Raw genomic sequence first — 18576 nt, forward strand, 5'->3', positions numbered from 1 at the left:
CCTCCATGAGAAAAGGGCCACCTCATGGGCGGCCCTTTGCTTCTGCTTGTCCCAAGCCGGCCGGGTCAGACGTGGACCTGCGTCTGGGCGTGGCTGTTGTCGATGATCATCTTGATCACGTCGTCGCCGGCCGTGAGGTTGCCGCCGGTGTCCTTGATCGTCGCGACGTTGGTCCAGCCGGAGCCGGCGTTGATCTGCAGCGTCAGGTCGCCGTTGTTCAGAACGCCACTGCCGTTGGCCGAGGCCAGGCTGGTGTGCCCGCCGCTGTCGACGAAGCGCACCGCGTCGGCATGGTTGCCGGACACGCTGGCCAAGAGGCCCGAGAGGTCGATGACGTCGCCGGAGGTCCCGGTCTGGAAATCCAGGATGGTGTCGAGCCCGCCGCCGGCGAGATCGCCAGCGTTCCACTTGAACGTGTCGGACCCGCCGTTGCCCGTGAGCTGGTCGGAGCCGGCGCCGCCGATGAGAACGTCAGCGCTGCCCGACCCATTGATCGTATCATTGTAGTTCGAACCGATCACGCCTTCCATATTCTTGTAGCTGTCCGTGCCGAGACCAGGAATGGACACATTCATGGCGGTCGAGCTTTGAGTCAGCGTCAACGTAAAACCGGCCGTGGCATCCGAGAAGTCGAGCAGGTCGATCCCTGCCCCGCCATCGATGGTGTCGTTGCCGCCGCCGCCGCGGATGATGTCGTCGCCGTCGCCGCCATTGATCGTGTTGGCAGCACTGCTGCCGATCAGGATGTCGTCGCCCGAGCCACCGGTCACGCGCTCGATATTGGCGATTGAGCCGAAGCCGGTGGCCGTGCCGGCTCCGAGATTGACCGTCACGTCCTCGCCGGTGATGTAGGTCAGCGTATCGCCGTTGTTGCTGCCGAGATCGGCGGTCACGGCCTCGATATTGCTGAGCTTGGTTCCGTTGACGTCGGTGATCACGCCGCCGGCAACCGTGACATAGATCAGATCCTGCGACGACGTCCCCTCGATGACGAACGTGTCGGCGCCGATGCCGCCGTCGACGGTGTCGACGCCGTCGTTGACGCCCCAATAGAAGGTGTCGTTGCCGGAGCCGCCGATGGTGACGTCGTTGCCGCTGCCGCCCCGGATGGAGTCATTGCCGGCGCCGCCGTTGATGTAGTCGTTGCCGGCGCCGCCGAGCAGCGTGTCGTTGCCGCCGAGGCCGTAGATGCCGTCATCGTCGGCGCCGCCGTTGAAGTTGTTGCCGCCGCTCGACCCGATCATCACGTCGTAGCCGTTGTTGGCATTGGCCTCGAGCGTGTTGTCGACCGTGGCGGTGATCGCGTCGCCGTCGTTGGCACTGTAGCCGGACAGCCACGGTGCCGAGCCGACCACCCACGACTTGTCCGACAGCGAGTTGATGGTGAGATTGAGCGCACCATTGTCGAGCGCGTTGAAGGCCAGATAGGTCGATACGGACGATACCGAGTCGGTGGCCGTGACCTTGTAGACGTACAGGCCCGCGTCGTTGTTGCTCGGATCTCCGGTGAACTGATTGCCGGTCCGGTGGATCCAGCTGTCGTCGCCGGTCGAGCTGTAGACGAGGCTGTAGGTGTAGGTGACCGTCCCCGTTCCGCCTGAGAACAGCGTTGCCGCATTCAGGCTGATCACGTTCGGCGAGTCGGTGTTCTGCGACAGCGCATAGCGTCCGTCGGCGCTCGTGGTGTCCACGACGGCCAGCGGCGCCGGCTCGTTCGTGCCGTTGATGGTCACGTCGATGACCTGGCTGGCCGTGCCGTCGACCGACTTCACGGTCAGCGTGTCGTGCTTGACGTCGCCATTGTTGAGCGCCTGGACGTTGGCCGCCGAATTGTTCAGCGTATAGCCCCAGGCCCCGGTCACCGCGTTGAAGGTGAAGGTGCCATACGTCCCCGCCAGTGAAGCGGGCGTCTGGAACTGGGCTTCCCCGCTATCGACGTCGGTAACCGTCAGGGTCCCGCCGGCCGTCAGCGTGCCGTCCTCCTTGACCGTCCCGCTTGCCGTGCCCGCGATCGACGCCGCATCGTTGACGCCGTTCACCGTGACGGTGACGGTCTGCGTCGTCGTCCCGCCGTGACCGTCGTCGATCTTCACCGTGTAGGTCTGATCGATATGGTCGCTGGCGCGCAGCGACTGGATGTCGGCGTCGTTGACGGTGAACGTCCAGTTCACCTTGTGGCCGGTATTGTCGACCGTGGCGTTGAACGAGCCGTAGTAGTTGCTGCCGGCCGGTGTCGTGTAGGTCACGGTCTGGGCATCGCCGTCTACGTCGGTGAAGGCGATCGCGCCGGACGCCCGCTCCACGCCCGGTGTCACGACCGTGCTGGGTTGCACCGAGATGTCGTCGATGACGGCACCACCTGCGCTCGCGAACTTGATCGTCGTCGACGTCGAGGTCGCGGTGAACTGGTAGGTCTGCTCCGTCCAGCCAAAGTTCCAGGCGCTCGTCGTCAGAAGGGGTGTTCCATCAACGGATGATGTCACGGCCGTACCGTAGGTCATCACGTAGAAGTCGACGGTATAGGTCACGCCGACGACGGTGCTGATGGTCTGGCTCATCGAGCTCGATGCGCCGTAGAAGTCGGCCGAGCCGCCATCCGTGCGGCCGCCCACGACGGTGACGGCATGGGCGCCCCCGACCGTCCACGCATCCAGCGTGTAGAAGTTGCCGTTGTAGTAGCCGAACGAGCCGTTCTGGATCAGGTTGCCGCTCGGCGCCGCATAGGAGGCGTCCTCGGTGACGCTTGCCGCGGTCGTTCCGGCTCCGAAGGTCGGCGCGTGGTTCGGCGCCGTGACCGAGCCGGTCTGGCCGCTGGTCACGTTCTCGGCAAAGCCCTGGCCGTCGGTATAGGTAACGTTGGCCGAGATCTTGTGGCCGACGTCGTTGGACCCCAGCGTATAGGTCGAGCCGGTTGCGCCGTTGATGACGGCGCCGTCCCGCAGCCAGTGATAGACGACGTTCGACGCGGCGCCATCCGGATCGCTGCCGAGATTGGCGGTCAGCGTCTGGCCCTGCGTCGCCGTGCCCGACACCGTCACGCTCGCAGCGCCGTCATTGACCGGCGTGATGGTCAGCGTGAAGGCGTCCGAGACGGCATATTCGCCGTCGCTGGCGTAGACCGTGACGTTGACCGTGCCTACGAAATTGGCCGGCGGGGTGCCGCTGAAGGTGCCGGTCGTGGCGTCGAAGTGCAACCACGCCGGCAGGTTGCTGCCGTCGCTGAGGTTCGCCGACAGCGTCAGCAGGTTCGCGGTGCCATCGAAGCGGCCATCGACATCGGCAAACGTGTTCGACGGGATGGTGAAGCTAAACGGCTGATCTTCCGCCGAGCTGCGGTCGGTCAGCGCGTTCTGCAGGACCGGCGCATCATTGTTGCCGAGGATCTGGATCGTCACCGTCTTGGCGGTGCCGTCCTCCGTGTAGACCGTGAAGCTGTCGGTCAGCGTGGTCTCACCTTCCTTCAGCGCCTGGATTCTCGGGTCGTTGTTATAGATGCCGTAGGTCCACCTGCCATCGCTGCCGATGTCGTACCAGCCGTAGCCGTTGGCCGTGTTCGAGGACGTCGCCTGCCACACATCGTTGTGCCCGTCGACGTCGGTCGCATTGAGGTCGCCACGCGCGATGCCGTAGAGCGGGCTGCTCTGGCTGTTGGCGATGCCGCCCTCCTCGGCGATGGTGCCGGTGGCGTCGCCGCTGATCACGGCCGCGTCGTTGACGCCGGTGACCGTGATCTTGAGCGTCGCCGTGTTCGACACCGCGCCCGACGGATCCTTGTCGGTATAGGTGAAGGTGTCCACCGCGGGCACGCCCGCCGCCAGCGCATCGGCCTTGTCGGCGACATAGGTGTAGGAGCCGTCCGAATTCAGCGTCAGATGGCCGTAGGCGCCCTCGATCGAGGTGCCGACGCCCGCCCCCTGCGTCACGCTGCCGGTGCCGGCCACGACGCCGGACACGACGAGCGAGCTGACGGGGTTGTCGACGTCGCTGTCGGCCACCGAGCCGCCGGTCGAGCCGCGGATGACGCCATTCGCAACTGAGATGTTGAGCGTGTCATCCTCGAGCACCGCATGGGTGTCGGAGTTCGCCACCGGCGGGTGGTTGGCGGGGATGACCTCGACGCTGACCGTCTGGGTGGCACTCAGATTGCCGCCGCCAACATTGCCGTTGTCGTTGATGGTGATCGTGACCGACCCCGGCTGGTCGCTGTTCGGCGTGAACACCGCCGATGCCAGATAGGTATTCAGATCGTTGATCTTGAACCCGCTCATCGCGAGCGTCTGCTCGGCGTTGAAGACGCCGAGCGACGGAATGGACAGCGTGCCGCCGGAGATGTCGAACCTCACGGACTCGACGACATTGCCGTCCGCGTCGGAGAAGGTGATCGCGTTCGCGCCAGTGAAAGCGAACGACGCGCCTTCATCGGCGGTCACGTGCGTCGGGGCATGGATCTCCGGTGCATCGTTGACCGGCACCACGTTGATCGTCAGCGTGCCGGTGTCCGTCTGTCCGACCGCATCACGCACCGTGTAATCCACGGTATCCGCGCCATAGAAGTCGGCCTTGGGCTTGTAGACATAGGTGCCGTCGGCATTGAAGTGAATCGTGCCGCCCTTGGCCGTCGTGAAGTCGCCTGCCACCACGCTCAGCGTGTCGCCGGTGTCCGGGTCGCGGTCGTTGTGCAGAACGCCCTGCGTCGGATCGGACACGGTCAACGTCGTGTCCTCGTTCACACTGGCCGTGTCATCCACGGCCGTGGGAGCATCCTCGATCGGGTTGATGTTGATCGTGATCGTCTGCGTCGCGCTCAGATTGCCACCGCCGACATTGCCGTTGTCGTTGATGGTGATCGTGACCGATCCCGTCGCATCGTTATCGGCTGATGGCGTGAACACCGCCGACGCCAGACAGGCGTTCAGATCGCTGATCTTGAACCCGCTCATCGCGAGCGTCTGGCTGGCGTTGTAGACGCCGAGAGACGGGACCGCGAACGTGCCGCCGGAGATGTCGAACCTCACGGACTCGACGACATCGCCGTCCGCATCGGAGAAGGAGAACGCGTTCGCGCCGGTGAAGGCGAATGGCGTATCCTCGTTCGTCGTCACCTGCGTCGGCGCATGGATCTGCGGCGCGTCGTTGACCGGGGTCACCGTGACATCGATCGTCTGCAGTGCGGTGTTGACGACGTCGGTGTGGACGTTGCCGTCCGACAACGTAGCCTGGTCGGTGACCTCCGCGACCACCGACAACGAGAACGTGCCGTTGTAGTTCGCGGGCGGCGTGATCTGCAGCGGGTGGCTGTCGAACGCGGCGATCGCGGCGGCGCTATCGATCACCCACTTGCCGGCGTCAGCGCCGGTTCCGGCATGGCCGACCGAGAAGGTCGCACCGGCCGGATAGCCCGAAATCAGCAGCCGCAGGCTTTCGGAGCCGTCGGTGTCGGTGACGGCGGCACTGATGAGCTTCAGGTTGATCGTGGTGTCCTCGGCACCCGAGGCCGGGCCGAGATCCATGAAGCCCAGCGTCAGCGCGTCCGCCTTCGGTGCGACGTCGACCGTGACATGCGCGGTCGCGGTCCCGCCATCGCCGTCGCTGACCGTGTAATCGAAGCCGGCGACGCCCGAGAAGTTCTTGTCCGGCGTGAACACCGGATTGCCGTTGGAGAGCGAAACGGTGCCGTGCGTCGCGTTCGACACGCCGGTGACGGTCAAAGTGTTGTTGTCGACGTCGGTGTCGTTGTTGAGCAGGCTGAGCAGCGCGTTGACGGTGAGCGGGCTATCCTCACTCCCCTGGACCGCGTCGTCATGAGCCACCGGCGGCGTGTTGAAGACGCCCGTGAGCGAACGGGTGCCGTCGGTGAAGGCAAAGCTCTCGTAATTCGTGAACGTATCGGTCAGGCCGTTGTGGGTGACCTGCACGCCGATCAGCGTCACGCCGTCCGTCGCGAACACCTTGGTGTAGGTCGCCTCGGCGAACTTGAAGCCGAACTTCACCGTGTCGCTGTCAGAGCCGCCGTCGGACACAACGCTGGTGTTGCCGGCAAACCGGACGAGATCCAGCGTGTCGTTGCCGGAGCCGCCGTTGAACACGATGGTCGACGGCGCGATCGCCGTGCCGCTGATATCGGTGATCGTCACCGAGTCGCTGGCGGTGCCGCCGGTGATGGTGATGCGCTCGATCTCGTCGGCGCGGATCGTCGCGCCGTTCGGACCGTCATAGCGCACCAGAATGTCGGTGGCGTTGCTGGCGGACGGATCGTTCAGCGTCGGATTGATCTCGGTACCGGTCGAGGTCTTGCCGATGGTGAAATTGCGCGCATTTCCATCGCCCGTGATCGCGAGCACGTCGTAGTTCGGAAAGGTCGTGCCAGACTCCGAGCCGCCGTCGATGACGTCGCTGCCGTCGCCCACCGTGTAGAGGAAGGTGTCGTTGCCAGCGCCGCCGAACAGCCGGTCGCCACCTCCTCCGCCGATGATGATGTCGTTGCCGGCGCCGCCAAACAGGGCATCGCCGCCCACGCCGTTGCCGCCGACCAGAACGTCGTCGCCATTTGAGCCGTGGGCCTCGGTCACGCTGCCGAGCTTGTCGGTGCCGACCACCTTGTCGGTCACCGCGGCGCGGTCGGTCACGCTGTGAGCCCCGACCGTCTCGCCGACGACCGTCGCCGCGCTGTCGCCGAGATTGACGAACACCGGCGAATTCGGCGCGTCATAACGCGTCGTGGTCACGGTGCCGGCGGCATCGACCCGGACGGTGAAATTGTTGGTGAAGACGTCGTGATCGCGGTCCTCGACCGCGAAGGCGAAATTGAGGTCGAGATACTGGTCGGCGGCGCTCGAGGTCCCGATCGGCGCGGGATGATCGAGCGGCTGCAGCGAGGTGAAGTTGTAGGAGCCGGTGCCGGTCTCCGACAGCGTCACCGTGAACACGGCCGCATCAGCCGCGTTGCCCGTCACCAGACCATTCTGGCCGATGTAGCTGCCACCGCTCATGCGATAGGCGGTCAGCGTCGTGTGATCCGCCGACATCACGTAGGTCAGGCCGAAGCCGAGCGATGTCAGTCCGGAGAGCTGGTGGTCGGCCGCATCGTAGACGCGCACCGGCGACGCGCCGAAGAACGTCACCGACGGCCCGGGGCTGTCGCCATCGGCCCCATAGGTGATGCGCAGATCGACCGCGCCGGTCGAGACGCTGCCGGCTGCCTCCGAGATCGCGACGGTGTCGACGTCCTGCGACTGCGGGCTGTCATCGTTGACGGTGATGATGATCTGATCGTGCAGCGCAACGGAATCGCCGTCGGAATCGGTGGCGGTCACCGCCGTCGACAGGTCGAGCGTCAGCGTGTTGTCATGGCCGGTGCCGACGTGGTCCAGCGCGCCCTTCAGACGGAACGAATACTGGCCGGTGTTGGCATCGACCTGGAATTCGAAGATCGTGACGCTGCCAGCCTTGGCGATCAGCGTGTTGTCGACCCCCATGCTGTAGGTCAGCGCCACGCCGCCCGACGTCAGCGACAGCAGCTCGGGCGCGAGGTTGGTCTTCTCGACCGTATAGGTGCCGGGCTTGTCGGCGCCGAACGACACCAGCGAGCTCAGATTGCCGGTGAAGTAGGAATCGTTGCCGTTGCCGTCGCCGTTGAGGTCGCCGCCATGGTTGCCGGTCGCGGTCACCACCGTTCCGTTCGGCAGCTCGCTCTCGTAGACCGCGGCTCTCAACACCGTCGCGGTCGCAACGGGGGTATCGTCGTCGATCGTCACCGCGAATGACGAGCTGGCGCTGTCGCCATCCGCATCGGTGGCGGTGAAGCCGAAGGTCAGCTTGACGTCGTTCTCGTTCTGGCCGGCCGGATGATCGACGTGCTTCAGCAGCGTGAAGCTGTAGCTGCCTGCACCGGAATCATCGAGCGAGACCTTGAACACCTGGCTGGCCACCGACGGCGGGTTGCCGTTGGTAGGATTGCTGCCGGTGTAGCCATAGACCGTATTGCCGACGACCCAGAGCTTGACCTGGACGCCCCCGACCGTCAGCGAGCCCGCGTCCGAAGTGGCGTTCTGGCCGTTGATGATGCCGCTGAACGCGACCGCGCGGTTCACGCCGCCGCTGTTGTTGTCGTCGGCGCCCCAGGAGATCGCCAGCGAGCCGTTGGCCGTGACATTGGCACCGGCGACGTCGCCGATGGCCGCTCCGGTGTTGCCGCCGGAAAGCCCATCCTCGTCGACGGTCCCGGCATCAGACGTGCCGATCGCGGGCCGGCCGTTGTCGTCATTGATGGTGACGGTGAAGTTGCCGCCGGAGGCGATATCGCCATCGGCATCGGTCGCGGTGAAGCCGAGCTTCAGCGACAGTGCATTGGTCTGGCCCGAGCCGACGTGATCGACATTGTCCAGGAGCTCGAAGGTGTAGCTGCCAGAGCCATCGTCGGACAGCGTGATGTGGAACACCTTGCGGTCATTCGTCGTGAGCTGGCCGCCATTGTCGTTGGCGACGCCCCAGATCTCGGTGTCCGACACGCGGATGAACTGCACCGCCGTGCCGTTCGACGTCAGCGTCGGACTGCCTGCGCCGGTGGTCTTGACCACGTCGCCGGTATGGATCGCGCTATCGAATGCGACGCTGCGATTGGCCGCGCCCGAATTGCTGTCGTCGGCACCCCAATTGATGTTGAGCGCGACATCGGCCGCGGTCTGGGTCTGAAACACCTCCGCGCCAGCAGAGCCGGTGGCGTTCTCGGTCAGCGTCGCGGCGGTCGGCGAACCGAGCACCGGCACGTCGTCCTTGACCGAGACGGCGAAGCTGTTGCTGGACGTGTCGCCGTCGCCATCGGTCGCCGTGAAGCTGAACGACAGCTTGACGATGTTCTCGCCGCTGCCGGCGGGATGGTCCAGAGTGCCGAGCAGCTTGAAGTTGTAGGAGCCGTCGTTCTGGTCGCTCAGCGACACTTCGAACACGCGGGCGCCGTGGGCGAGATCGCCGCCGGTGTAGCCGACCAGCACGCCGTTCTCGAAGGTGTACTTCACCGTCTGGCCATCCGACGTCAGCGTCAGATTGCGGCCCGAACTGTCCTCGGCGTCGACATTCGCGCCCGCGCTCGTGTAGCGGAAGCTGACCGAGCGGTCGCCGAGCCCGCCGCCCGAGGTCTTGTTGCTGTCGTCGGAGCCCCAGCTGATGTTGAGGTCGCCGCTGACCGCGGTCGGCGCCTTGGAGACATCCGTGCCGCCCGGCAGATCGTCCTCGTCGACGGTCCTGGCATCGCCGGCCGCCGCCACCGGCGCGGTGTCGAGCACCGTGACCTTGAAGCTGCTGGTGACGCTGTCGCCGTCGGAATCCGTGGCCTTGAAGCCGAACGTCAGCGGCAGGCTATCGTCGTTCTGGCCGGACGCCGGGTGGTCGATGTTGTCGTACAGCGTGAACTTGTAGCTGCCATCGCCGCTGTCGGACAACTGGATGGTGAAGACGGTGCGGTGATCCGCGGTGACGGCCGTCAGCAAGGTGCCGTCGCTGGAGATGGTGTAGCTGATCGCCGAGCCGTCGGAGGTCAGGCCCGTGGCGCCGGCGGCAGTGGTGAAGGCCACCGCGCGGTTGTGCCCCACGCCCGTATTGTTGTCGTCGGCCCCCCAGGAAATGTCGAGGCTGCCGGTCTGGACCGTCGAGTTCGACGCGTCTGGATGGCTGGTGTCGTAGCCGTCGGTCGGCAGGCTGGCCTCGCTGACGGTCTCGTCCTCGGCGCAGCCGACGGTCGGCACGTCGTCCGTCACCGCCACCGTGAAGCTGCTCGTGGCGCTGTCGCCGTCGGAATCGGTGGCCTTGAAGCCGAAGCTCAGCGCCAGGCTGTCGGTGCCCGACTTGCCATGGTCGAGGTTGTCGAGCAGCGTGAACTTGTAGCTGCCGTCGCCGTCATCGCTCAGCGTGACGGTGAAAACGGTGCGATGATCGGTGGTGACCGCGCTCAGCGTGGTGCCGTCGGACGAGACCACGTAACTGATCGCATAGCCGTTGGACGTCAGCCCTTCCGGTGCGGTCGTGTCGAAGAACGCCACCGAGCGGTTGTTGGTCGCGCCGGAATCATTGTCGTCGGCGCCCCAGGAAATCGCGAGGCGGCCGGTCTGCACGGTGGAGTACGGCGAATCCGGGAACAGGACGTCGTAGAGATCGGTCGGAAGGTTGGCTTCGCTGACGGTCTCGCTCTCGGCGTGCCCGATCGTCGGGACGTCGTCGACCACGGTGACGGTGAACGTGCTGCTGCTCGAATCGCCGTCGGAATCGGTCGCGGTGTAGTCGAACGTCAGCTTGACGACGTTGCTGCCCTGCCCGGCCGGATGATCGAGATTGCCGAGCAGCTTGAAGGTGTAGGTGCCGGTACCGTCGTCATCGAGCGAGACTTCGAACACGCGCTGCCCGAAATTGAGGCTGTTGCCGGTGTAGCCGACCAGCACGCCATGATCGAAGGCGTATTTCACCTGCTGACCGTCCGAGGTCAGGCCGCTGAGGCCGACATCGCTGCCGTTGGTCACATGGACGTCGGCGGCAGCGTTGGACGTGTTGGCGAAGCGGACCGAGCGATCGGCGGCGCCGCTGTCGTTGTTGTCGGCACCCCATTTGATGTTGAGCGCGCCGGTCACCTGGGGATCGCGGCTGCCGCCATCGTGGCCGCCGAAATCGGGGCCGCAATCGCCGCCACCGGAGTTGAGATCGGCTTCGCTGATGCTCTTGGCCGCCCCGGTATGCGCCTCCGGGCTGTCGTCGTTGACGCTGACCTTGAACGTGCCGCTGACCTGATCGCCGTCGGAATCGGTGGCGACGTATTTCAACGTCAGCGCGATGCTGTCCTCGGTGTTGGGCACCGGGTGGTCGAGATTGTCGAGCAGCGTGAAGCTGTAGGACCCGGAATCGAGGTCGGACAGCTTCACAGTGAACACGGCGGCATTGGCCTTGTTGCTGGTCCAGTTGCCGTTGCCGTCGATGTAGTGCTGTCCGTCGAAGCGGTAGGCCGTGATCAACGTGCCGCCTTCGCTGACGCCGTAGGTCAACGCGACGCCGTTCGAGGTCAGGTGCTGCGCGGCGAGCGTCGTGGTGGCGTCGGATGCGAAGGTGACGGCGCGGTCGCCGTTCACCGATGACGCACCGGTGATCCCGACATTGCCGAGATTGTTGGCGCTGTCGCTGCCCCAGGAGATGCCGAGATCGCCCGTTGCGACCGTGTTCTGGCCGGGAACATCGCCAGGTCCGCCGGCGAGCCCGGTGGCTAGCCCGTCCTCATCGACCACGCCGGTGGCCATCTCCCGGTTCAGCACTGGCGCGTCGTCGTTGATCTTGACCTTGAAGGTGTCGGAGACCGCATCGCCATCCGAATCCGTGGCGACGAAGCCGAGGGTGAGCGTGACGTCGTCCTCGGTGTTGTGGGCCGGATGATCGATGTTGTCGATCAGCGTGAAGCTGTAGGACCCCTGCCCCTGGTCGGACAGCGACACCGTGAACACCGCAGCCGTGGCCGGATCACCGGTGGCATGGCCCTCGCCGTCGACGTAGGTGTGATGCGCTTCATCGTAGCGGTAGGCGGTCAGCATCGTGCCGCCGGCGGACACGGTGTAGGTCAGCGCGACGCCGTTCGACGTCAGATGCTGGGCGGTAAGCGTCGAGACCACGTCGACGGCGAAGGTGACGGCGCGGTCGCCGTTGACCGGCGCACCGTTGATGCCGCCGTCGACATGGCTGTTGGCGCTGTCGGCGCCCCAACGGATGCCGAGAAAGTCGGTCACCGTCAGATTGGCGCCCGCAGCGTCGTTGCCATCCGCGTAGGAATTGCCGGGATTGCCGAGACCATCCTCGTCGACCACGGAGTAGCTGACGCGCTCGCCAAACACCGGGGCGTCGTCATTGACCTCGACATTGAAGCTGCCGTGGATTGCGTCGCCGTCGGAATCGGTGGCAACGAAGCCGAAATACAGCCCTTGATTATCCTCGCTGCCGTGGACCGAATGGTCGAGATTGCCGGTAAGGTTGAAGGTGTAGGAGCCGTTGTCCAGATCCGACAGCGAGACGGTGAACACCGTGGCGCTGGCGAGGTCCTCCGTCGGCTTGCCGTTCGCGTCGACATAGGTCTCGTGGGCGGCATCGTAGCGATAGGCGGTCAGCAGCGTGCCGTTCTCGGAGACCTGATAGCTCAGCGCAATCCCGTTCGACGTCAGCCCCAGCTCCTCGAGCGAGGGAACCGTGTCCGCGGCGAAAGTGACGGCGCGATCGCCCTTGACCGACGCGCCATCAATGCCGCCGTCGACATGGCTGTTGGCGCTATCGGCGCCCCACAGGATGGCGAGCGTCTTGGTCACCGTCAGATCGGCGCCGGCGACGTCGCTGCCTTCCACGTAGCTGTCGCCGGCATTGCCGAGGCCGTCCTCGTCGACCACACCGGCGCTCGGCGCATCGCCGAACACCGGCGCGTCGTCGTTGACTTTCAGGGTGAAGCTGTCGGTCACCGCGTCACCGTCGGAATCCGTGGCGACGAAGCCGATGTTGAGCGTGATGTCGTCCTCGGTGCCGTGCACCGGGTGATCGAGATTGCCCTTCAGCTCGAACGTGTAGGAGCCGTGATCCTGATCGGACAGCGCCACGGTGAACACCGTCGCGTGGGCCGAATCCGTCGGCTTGCCGTCGGCGCCGACATAGGTCTCATGCTCGGCGTCGTAGCGATAGGCCGTGAGCAGCGTTCCGTTGTCGGACACGACGTAGGTGAGACCGAAGCCGTTCGAGGCGAGATTCTGGGCGTCGAGCGTCGCGACCACGTCGGCCGCGAAGGTCACGGCGCGGTCGCCGTTGACCGGCGTGCCATCGATGCCGCCATCGACATGGCTGTTGGCGCTGTCGGCGCCCCAGCGAATGCCGAGCGTATCGGTGACCTTCAGGTCTTCGCCATAGGCGTCGCCGTCATCCTTGTAGCTGTTGCCGGCGTTGCCGAGGCCGTCCTCGTCGACCACCGAATAGCTCGGCTTCTCGCCGAAGCTCGGGGCGTCGTCATTGACCTTCACCGTGAAGGTGTCGGTGATCGCATCGCCATCGGAATCGGTGGCGACGAAACCGATGTTGAGGGTGATGTCATCCTCGGTGCCGTGCACCGGGTGATCCAGGTTGCCCGACAGCGCGAAGGTATAGGAGCCATGACCCTGGTCGGACAGCGACACCGTGAACACCACGGCGCCCGACAGCCCCTCGCCTTCCAGCGGCTTGCCGTTGGCATCGACATAGGTCTCGTGCGCGGCATCATAGCGATAGGCGGTCAGCACGGTGCCGTTCCCCGACACTTCGTAGCGCAGGGCAAAGCCGTCGGAGGTCAGATCCTGCGCCTCGAGCGAGGCCACCACGTTTGCGGCGAAGGTGACGGCGCGGTCGCCGTTGACCGGCGTTGCGTTGATGCCGCCGTCGACATTGTTGTTGGCGTCGTCGGAGCCCCAGCGGATTCCGAGCGTATCGGTGACCGTCAGGTCTTCGCCATAGGCGTCGCTGCCATCGGCGTAGCTGTTGCCGGCATTGCCGAGACCGTCTTCGTCGACCACCGAATAGCTCGGCTTCTCGCCGAAGCTCGGGCCGTCATCGGCGACATTGACGGTGAAGGCGCTGTTGACGGGGTCGCCGTCGGCGTCGGTCGCGACCACCTTGAAGGTCAGCGGCAGCGACGCGTCGTTGGCGCCGTTGTGGTCGATATTGTCGGACAGGGTGAAGGTGGCGCTGCCGGAGCCGGTGTCGGACAGCGACACGGTGAAGATGGTGCGCGCGCCCTCACCCTCACCTGCGGTCGCGATGATCTCGGTGCCGTTAGCCGACAGCGTGTAGGAGATGGCCTCGCCGTTCGAGGTCAGGCCCAGCGCCTGCAAGGTCGCGATCTCGGACGCGTCGAACACCAGCGAGCGGTCGCCGTCGACCACGGTCCCGTTGGAGCCGCCATCGACCTTGCTGTTGCCGTTGTCGGCGCCCCAGCCGATGTGGAGATCCACGCTCGCCGTGGTCGGCTCGAAGCCGTCGCCGCCCACGACCTTGGCGACGAGCTCGCTCTCGCCGCCGCCTTCACTGGCGCCGCCGGTGTGCTCGGCGACATTGATCGCCTCGACGGTGCCGGCGACCGGCGAATCGTCGTTGACGCCGATCACGATCGTCACCGGCGCGGTGTCGCCGCTGCCGTCGATGGCGATGACGTTGATGGTGAGGTTCAGCGTGTCTTCGGTCCCGAAGACCGGATGATCGAGCGGCTGCAGCAGCGTGACCGTATAGGTCCCCGCGATCGTCGCGTTGGCGTCGAGCGTGACGGTGAAGACCTGGTTGGCGACGATCGAGGGATCACTGCCGATATAGCCGATCAGCTCCGGCTGGCCGTTGACGGTGGTGATCGCAAAATGCACCTCCTGGCCGCCGGACGTCAGCCCGGCAAGACCAGGCTGTGACGCCGCAAACGCAAAGGCGCGGCCGATCACGTCGGTGCCGAAGTCGACGTTCAGCGAACCGGTAAAGCTCGTCGCCACGCCGCCGATGTCGCCGCTGCCGCCGGGCCGGCCCTCGGACAGCCCGTCCTCATTGAGCACCACGCTGTCGGCGACGCCGGCAATCGGCGTCGGATTCGGCGTGACCGGATTGTCGCCGAATTTGGTGGTGGTGTCCTCGGCTCCCAGCAGCCCAAGCGGCGTGCCGCCGATCAGCGCATCGATCTTGAACGTCCCGAAGTTCGCTCCGGCAGGCACGCCCGGCGCACCGGGCGTTCCCGCGGCGGGCAGCACCGACTGGTCGGTGGTGATGGGAAACAGCTCGGCGAACTGATCGCCATTGATGATTCGGTCGGGGCCGACCTCGAAGCTGACGTCCTTCAGCGGGGCGCCGTTGGTATCGAAAACCGGGTCGATGGACACCGTCGACTGATTGTCGAACAGGATGATGAGGCGGTTGCCGATCTTGATGAAGGTCAGCCGCTCGCTGGCGATGTCGCTGAAATCGATCTGGCTCTGACCGTCGAGGTGAACCGTAATGGCTTGGTTGCCCGGCGGTTTGCCGATCTTGAGGTGCTTTGCAGAGGCGCTGGATGGCTGCGAGGACGTGCCGGTCAACTGGGCCAGCAGGACAGGAGCATTCATGCGCCAAAACCTCCAAATATGGGGCGCTTTGGTGGCGCTCCCATTTCTATCGTTAAACTATTATTAAACGAGAATACGGGTCAATATTACCGGTTCTTGTTAATCAGACTTTAGGGACTTTGGGTAAATGCAGTCAAGTGCAGCGGCATTTATGAAGGTAAATTAGTCCGCGCCTATGCTTCCGCGCTACGCATGGCGCAGCCGGAAAGACAAGATTAAATCGGGTTTTGGCCTGGAGAATTACTACTGATCCGCAGTTGTTCCGCGCGCAATACTTGCGGAACACCACGCACGCTGTCGTGAATATGAGCTGAGCGCCATGAAATGGCCGAAATGGAACTCCGCCTCTCGCGAATTATTTGCGAAAGGCGGAGCCTATTCTTGAAAGAGGTTGTGCAGCGGCAGAATGCCTCAGATGCGGCTGACCACGCAGGCGACCGGTTCATATTTGCGCAAATACAACAGCGCCTGGTCACCGATACCATCGAGCCACACGCCGCGGCCTGCGTAGCGATAGCCGTCGCCCATCGGAACGAGACGGACCGGAATCGCGTGGCGAGGATGGAGGTAGAGCTGCGCGGTGACGATCTCGCCCGGCGCGAGCACGGGACGAGAGCGCAGCACGTAACTGCCGCCATTCTCGCAGGCGATCGCAAACGCCGCGCCCGGCAGCACCACGGCGTCGGCCCGCGCGATGCCGATCATCCCACCGATCGCCGACAGGACCACTGCCCCGCAAACCATGACTTGCTTGATATTCACCGCGGCCCCCTGCTCGCCAGCTTCCCGGCGTGCATTAAGACCGCAAACGGCGCCGGCTACAAGTCGTTCGGCTGCGACATTCAGAGCAGCAACGGCCGGCCCGGATCACGGCCGCCGCCGATGTCGGCTTCGGCCGCCGGCGTGACGTCGCTCTCGCTTTCGTGGTGCGGCCGCTCGGCATAGGGCGCCGCGAACAGGCTGACGCCGCGGTGATCGATCGCAAACAACGGCATGAAGGACTGCAGATCTCGTCCCTCCATCAGAGCGGCCCGCCGATTGTCGAGCACGAACCACTTGCCCTCGAGCCGGACTGCGACGACGGCGTGATCCTGCCGCACGGCGAGGTCCCGGACCAGCAGCAGCTTGAGGTCGGATTCCGGCGTTCCCGCCGCCAGCAACAACGCGTATTTCGCGATCGCGTAGTCCTCGCAGTCACCGAGGCCGCTGCGAAAGGTCTGCAGTGGCGAACTCCAGACGTCCGGCAGGCCGTGTTGCTGATCGTCGCTGACGTAGCGCACCGCCTGGTTGACGCCGCGATTGATGATTTCCGCGCGTGCACGACCTTCGCTGGCGGCAGCCGCCGACCGCATCAGCGCGACGAAGAAGCGCTCCGACGCCGAGCAGCGCGCGTCATCGCCGTTGCAGCGCTCGGTCGACATCCGCTCGCTCGCCATCGCAGCCTGGATGCCGTGCCATTTCACCCACAGCACGCCTTCGGGTGCGCGGAACGTCACCAGGCCGAACGGCTCGTCGCTGGGATTAGCGACCGCCGGCCCCTGCGGGGCGTCGCTGACTGATCCGGCGCGGCCGGCCGGGTCGGTCGATGCCACTTCCACAGGCCCGGAGGCCGCGCGACGCAGGCCGTCGTGCTTGGCGAGCACGGCATTGATGGTGAAGAAACGGACGGGCGGCAGCACCGGCAGCGCGCTATCCGCAGTGCCCTGCGGAGATCTACGATTTGAAGTCTCGGCAAACGCAGCGCCGGCACAACCGGCCACGACCGACAACACAAGCGCAAGCCCCAGCGCGCGCGGGAGAGCCCGCGGCCGATCGATCCGCAACATCCGTGACGCCCCGTATGCTCCGGGGCATCGGCCGACGTCATCGCGTCGATCCCTGTCCCGGTTGTTATCGGATCAGGGATAGGGCCGGCGCGGCTTCGGGCCGGTTAAACCGCGGTGATGTTCGCGGCCAAGCTGCGAACGCGACTAACCGCGGCCGACCAAATCGCGTCGCATTTGAACGATTCAGAATTTGGTAACGCAGGCCGGCTCGCTCAGCCGCGGATCAGCGCAGCGACTTCTGGGATCTCACATACTTTTCGCGGAGAACCGGGTATCGCTGCACTCACACGAGCTGGCCGCGCCTGCGCTCAGCGCTCGCGCAGCGCCTCGTCGCGCAGCATGCGGGCAGGCTTGACCAGATAGTCCAGCACCGATTTCTTGCCCGTCAGGATCTCGACGGTCGCGACCATGCCCGGGATGATCGGAAGCGGCTGCTGGGCGGTGCCGAGGTGGTTCTTCTCGGTGCGCACCATCACCCGATAGAAGGTCTCGCCACGCTCGTTCTTGTCGCCCTTCTCGTCGGTGATGGTATCGGCGCTGATGCGCTCGACGCGCCCGTGCAAGGAGCCGTACACCGAGGAATCATAGGCGCTGAGCTTGACCACCGCCTCGTGGTTGGGACGGATGAAGGCGATGTCCTGCGGACGGATGCGGCCTTCGACCAGCAGCGTGTCATCGAGCGGCGTGATCTCCATCAGGCTGGCGCCTGGCGCGACCACGGCGCCGATGGTGGTGACGTTGAGCCTGTTGACTATGCCGCGCACGGGCGAGCGCAGCTCGGTCCGCCGCACCCGGTCCTGGGCCGACTTGATGTTCTCGTCGAGCACGGCGAGATCGCCGCGCGACTTGGCGAGATCGTCCTCGGCCTGGGCGCGAAACGCCGTGACGATGTTGAGCCGGCGCGCGCGCGCCTCCTGCACGGCGGCCTCGGTCTTCACGATGCTCGCCTGCACCACCGCGAGCTGCCCCCGCATGTCGGTGGCCTGGCGGTCGGCGCGGAGCATCTCGATCTCCGGCACCACCTTCTGGTCGAACAGCTTGCGGGTCAGCCCCAATTCGCGATTGAGCAGTGCCAACGTCTCCGAGAAGCGCTTCTCGGTGGCCCTGAGCTCGTCGATCTCCTTGCTCTTCTGCTGCTCCTGCTGCTGCACGACGTCGATGTCCTGCGCGAGCTTGCGCGCATGGGCGTCGAACACGGCGCGCTCGGTCTGCACCGCGCGCGGGGCGTCCGCGACGAGTTCCTCGGGAAACTCGACCGGGCTGCGGCCCTCGGTTTCCGCCGCCAGCCGGATCACCCGCGCCGCCATCGCGCCGCGGCGCTCGCGGATCTCGCCGAACTGCGACGCAAAATTGGTGTCCTCGATCCGCGCCAGCGGCTGATCCTTTTCGACGATCGCGCCTTCCTGCACCAGGAGATCGGCGATGATGCCGCCTTCCAGCGATTGAACCACCTGGGTCTGGCGCGACGGCACGACCTTGCCATTGCCGCGCTTGACCTCATCGAGCACGGCGAAATGCGCCCAGATCAGGAAGGTGAAGAACAGGCCGAGCGAGGCCAGCAGCAGCATCCGCGCCGTCTTCGGCGTGCGCAGCTCGACGGCAGCCCTGATGTCGTTGGAGAACGCGAAATCGCTGAGCGCCAT

At 65.3% G+C, this 18576-nt stretch carries 4 protein-coding genes; all 4 read right to left on the minus strand.

Translation table 11 applies throughout. The features are described 5' to 3' along the window. Positions 1-65 precede the first annotated feature (65 nt). Positions 66-15107 carry a VCBS domain-containing protein gene (locus tag QX051_RS15185; RefSeq protein ID WP_315776661.1) on the minus strand — a complete coding sequence of 5014 codons (15042 nt, stop codon included), beginning with the start codon at positions 15105-15107 and terminating at the stop codon, positions 66-68. Positions 15108-15518: 411 nt separating this feature from the next. After that, positions 15519-15869, minus strand: coding sequence for a hypothetical protein (locus tag QX051_RS15190; protein WP_315737544.1), 351 nt, complete (start codon positions 15867-15869; stop codon positions 15519-15521). Positions 15870-15949: 80 nt separating this feature from the next. Next, on the minus strand, positions 15950-16786 hold the full coding sequence (locus QX051_RS15195; protein WP_315776662.1) for a transglutaminase-like cysteine peptidase: 837 nt from the start codon (positions 16784-16786) through the stop codon (positions 15950-15952). A gap of 455 nt (positions 16787-17241) precedes the next feature. Further along, a complete protein-coding gene (locus tag QX051_RS15200) occupies positions 17242-18576 on the minus strand; it encodes an HlyD family type I secretion periplasmic adaptor subunit (RefSeq protein ID WP_315737542.1) in 1335 nt (444 codons plus the stop codon).

The organism is Bradyrhizobium sp. SZCCHNR1053 (assembly GCF_032381235.1).
Classification (GTDB): domain Bacteria; phylum Pseudomonadota; class Alphaproteobacteria; order Rhizobiales; family Xanthobacteraceae; genus Bradyrhizobium.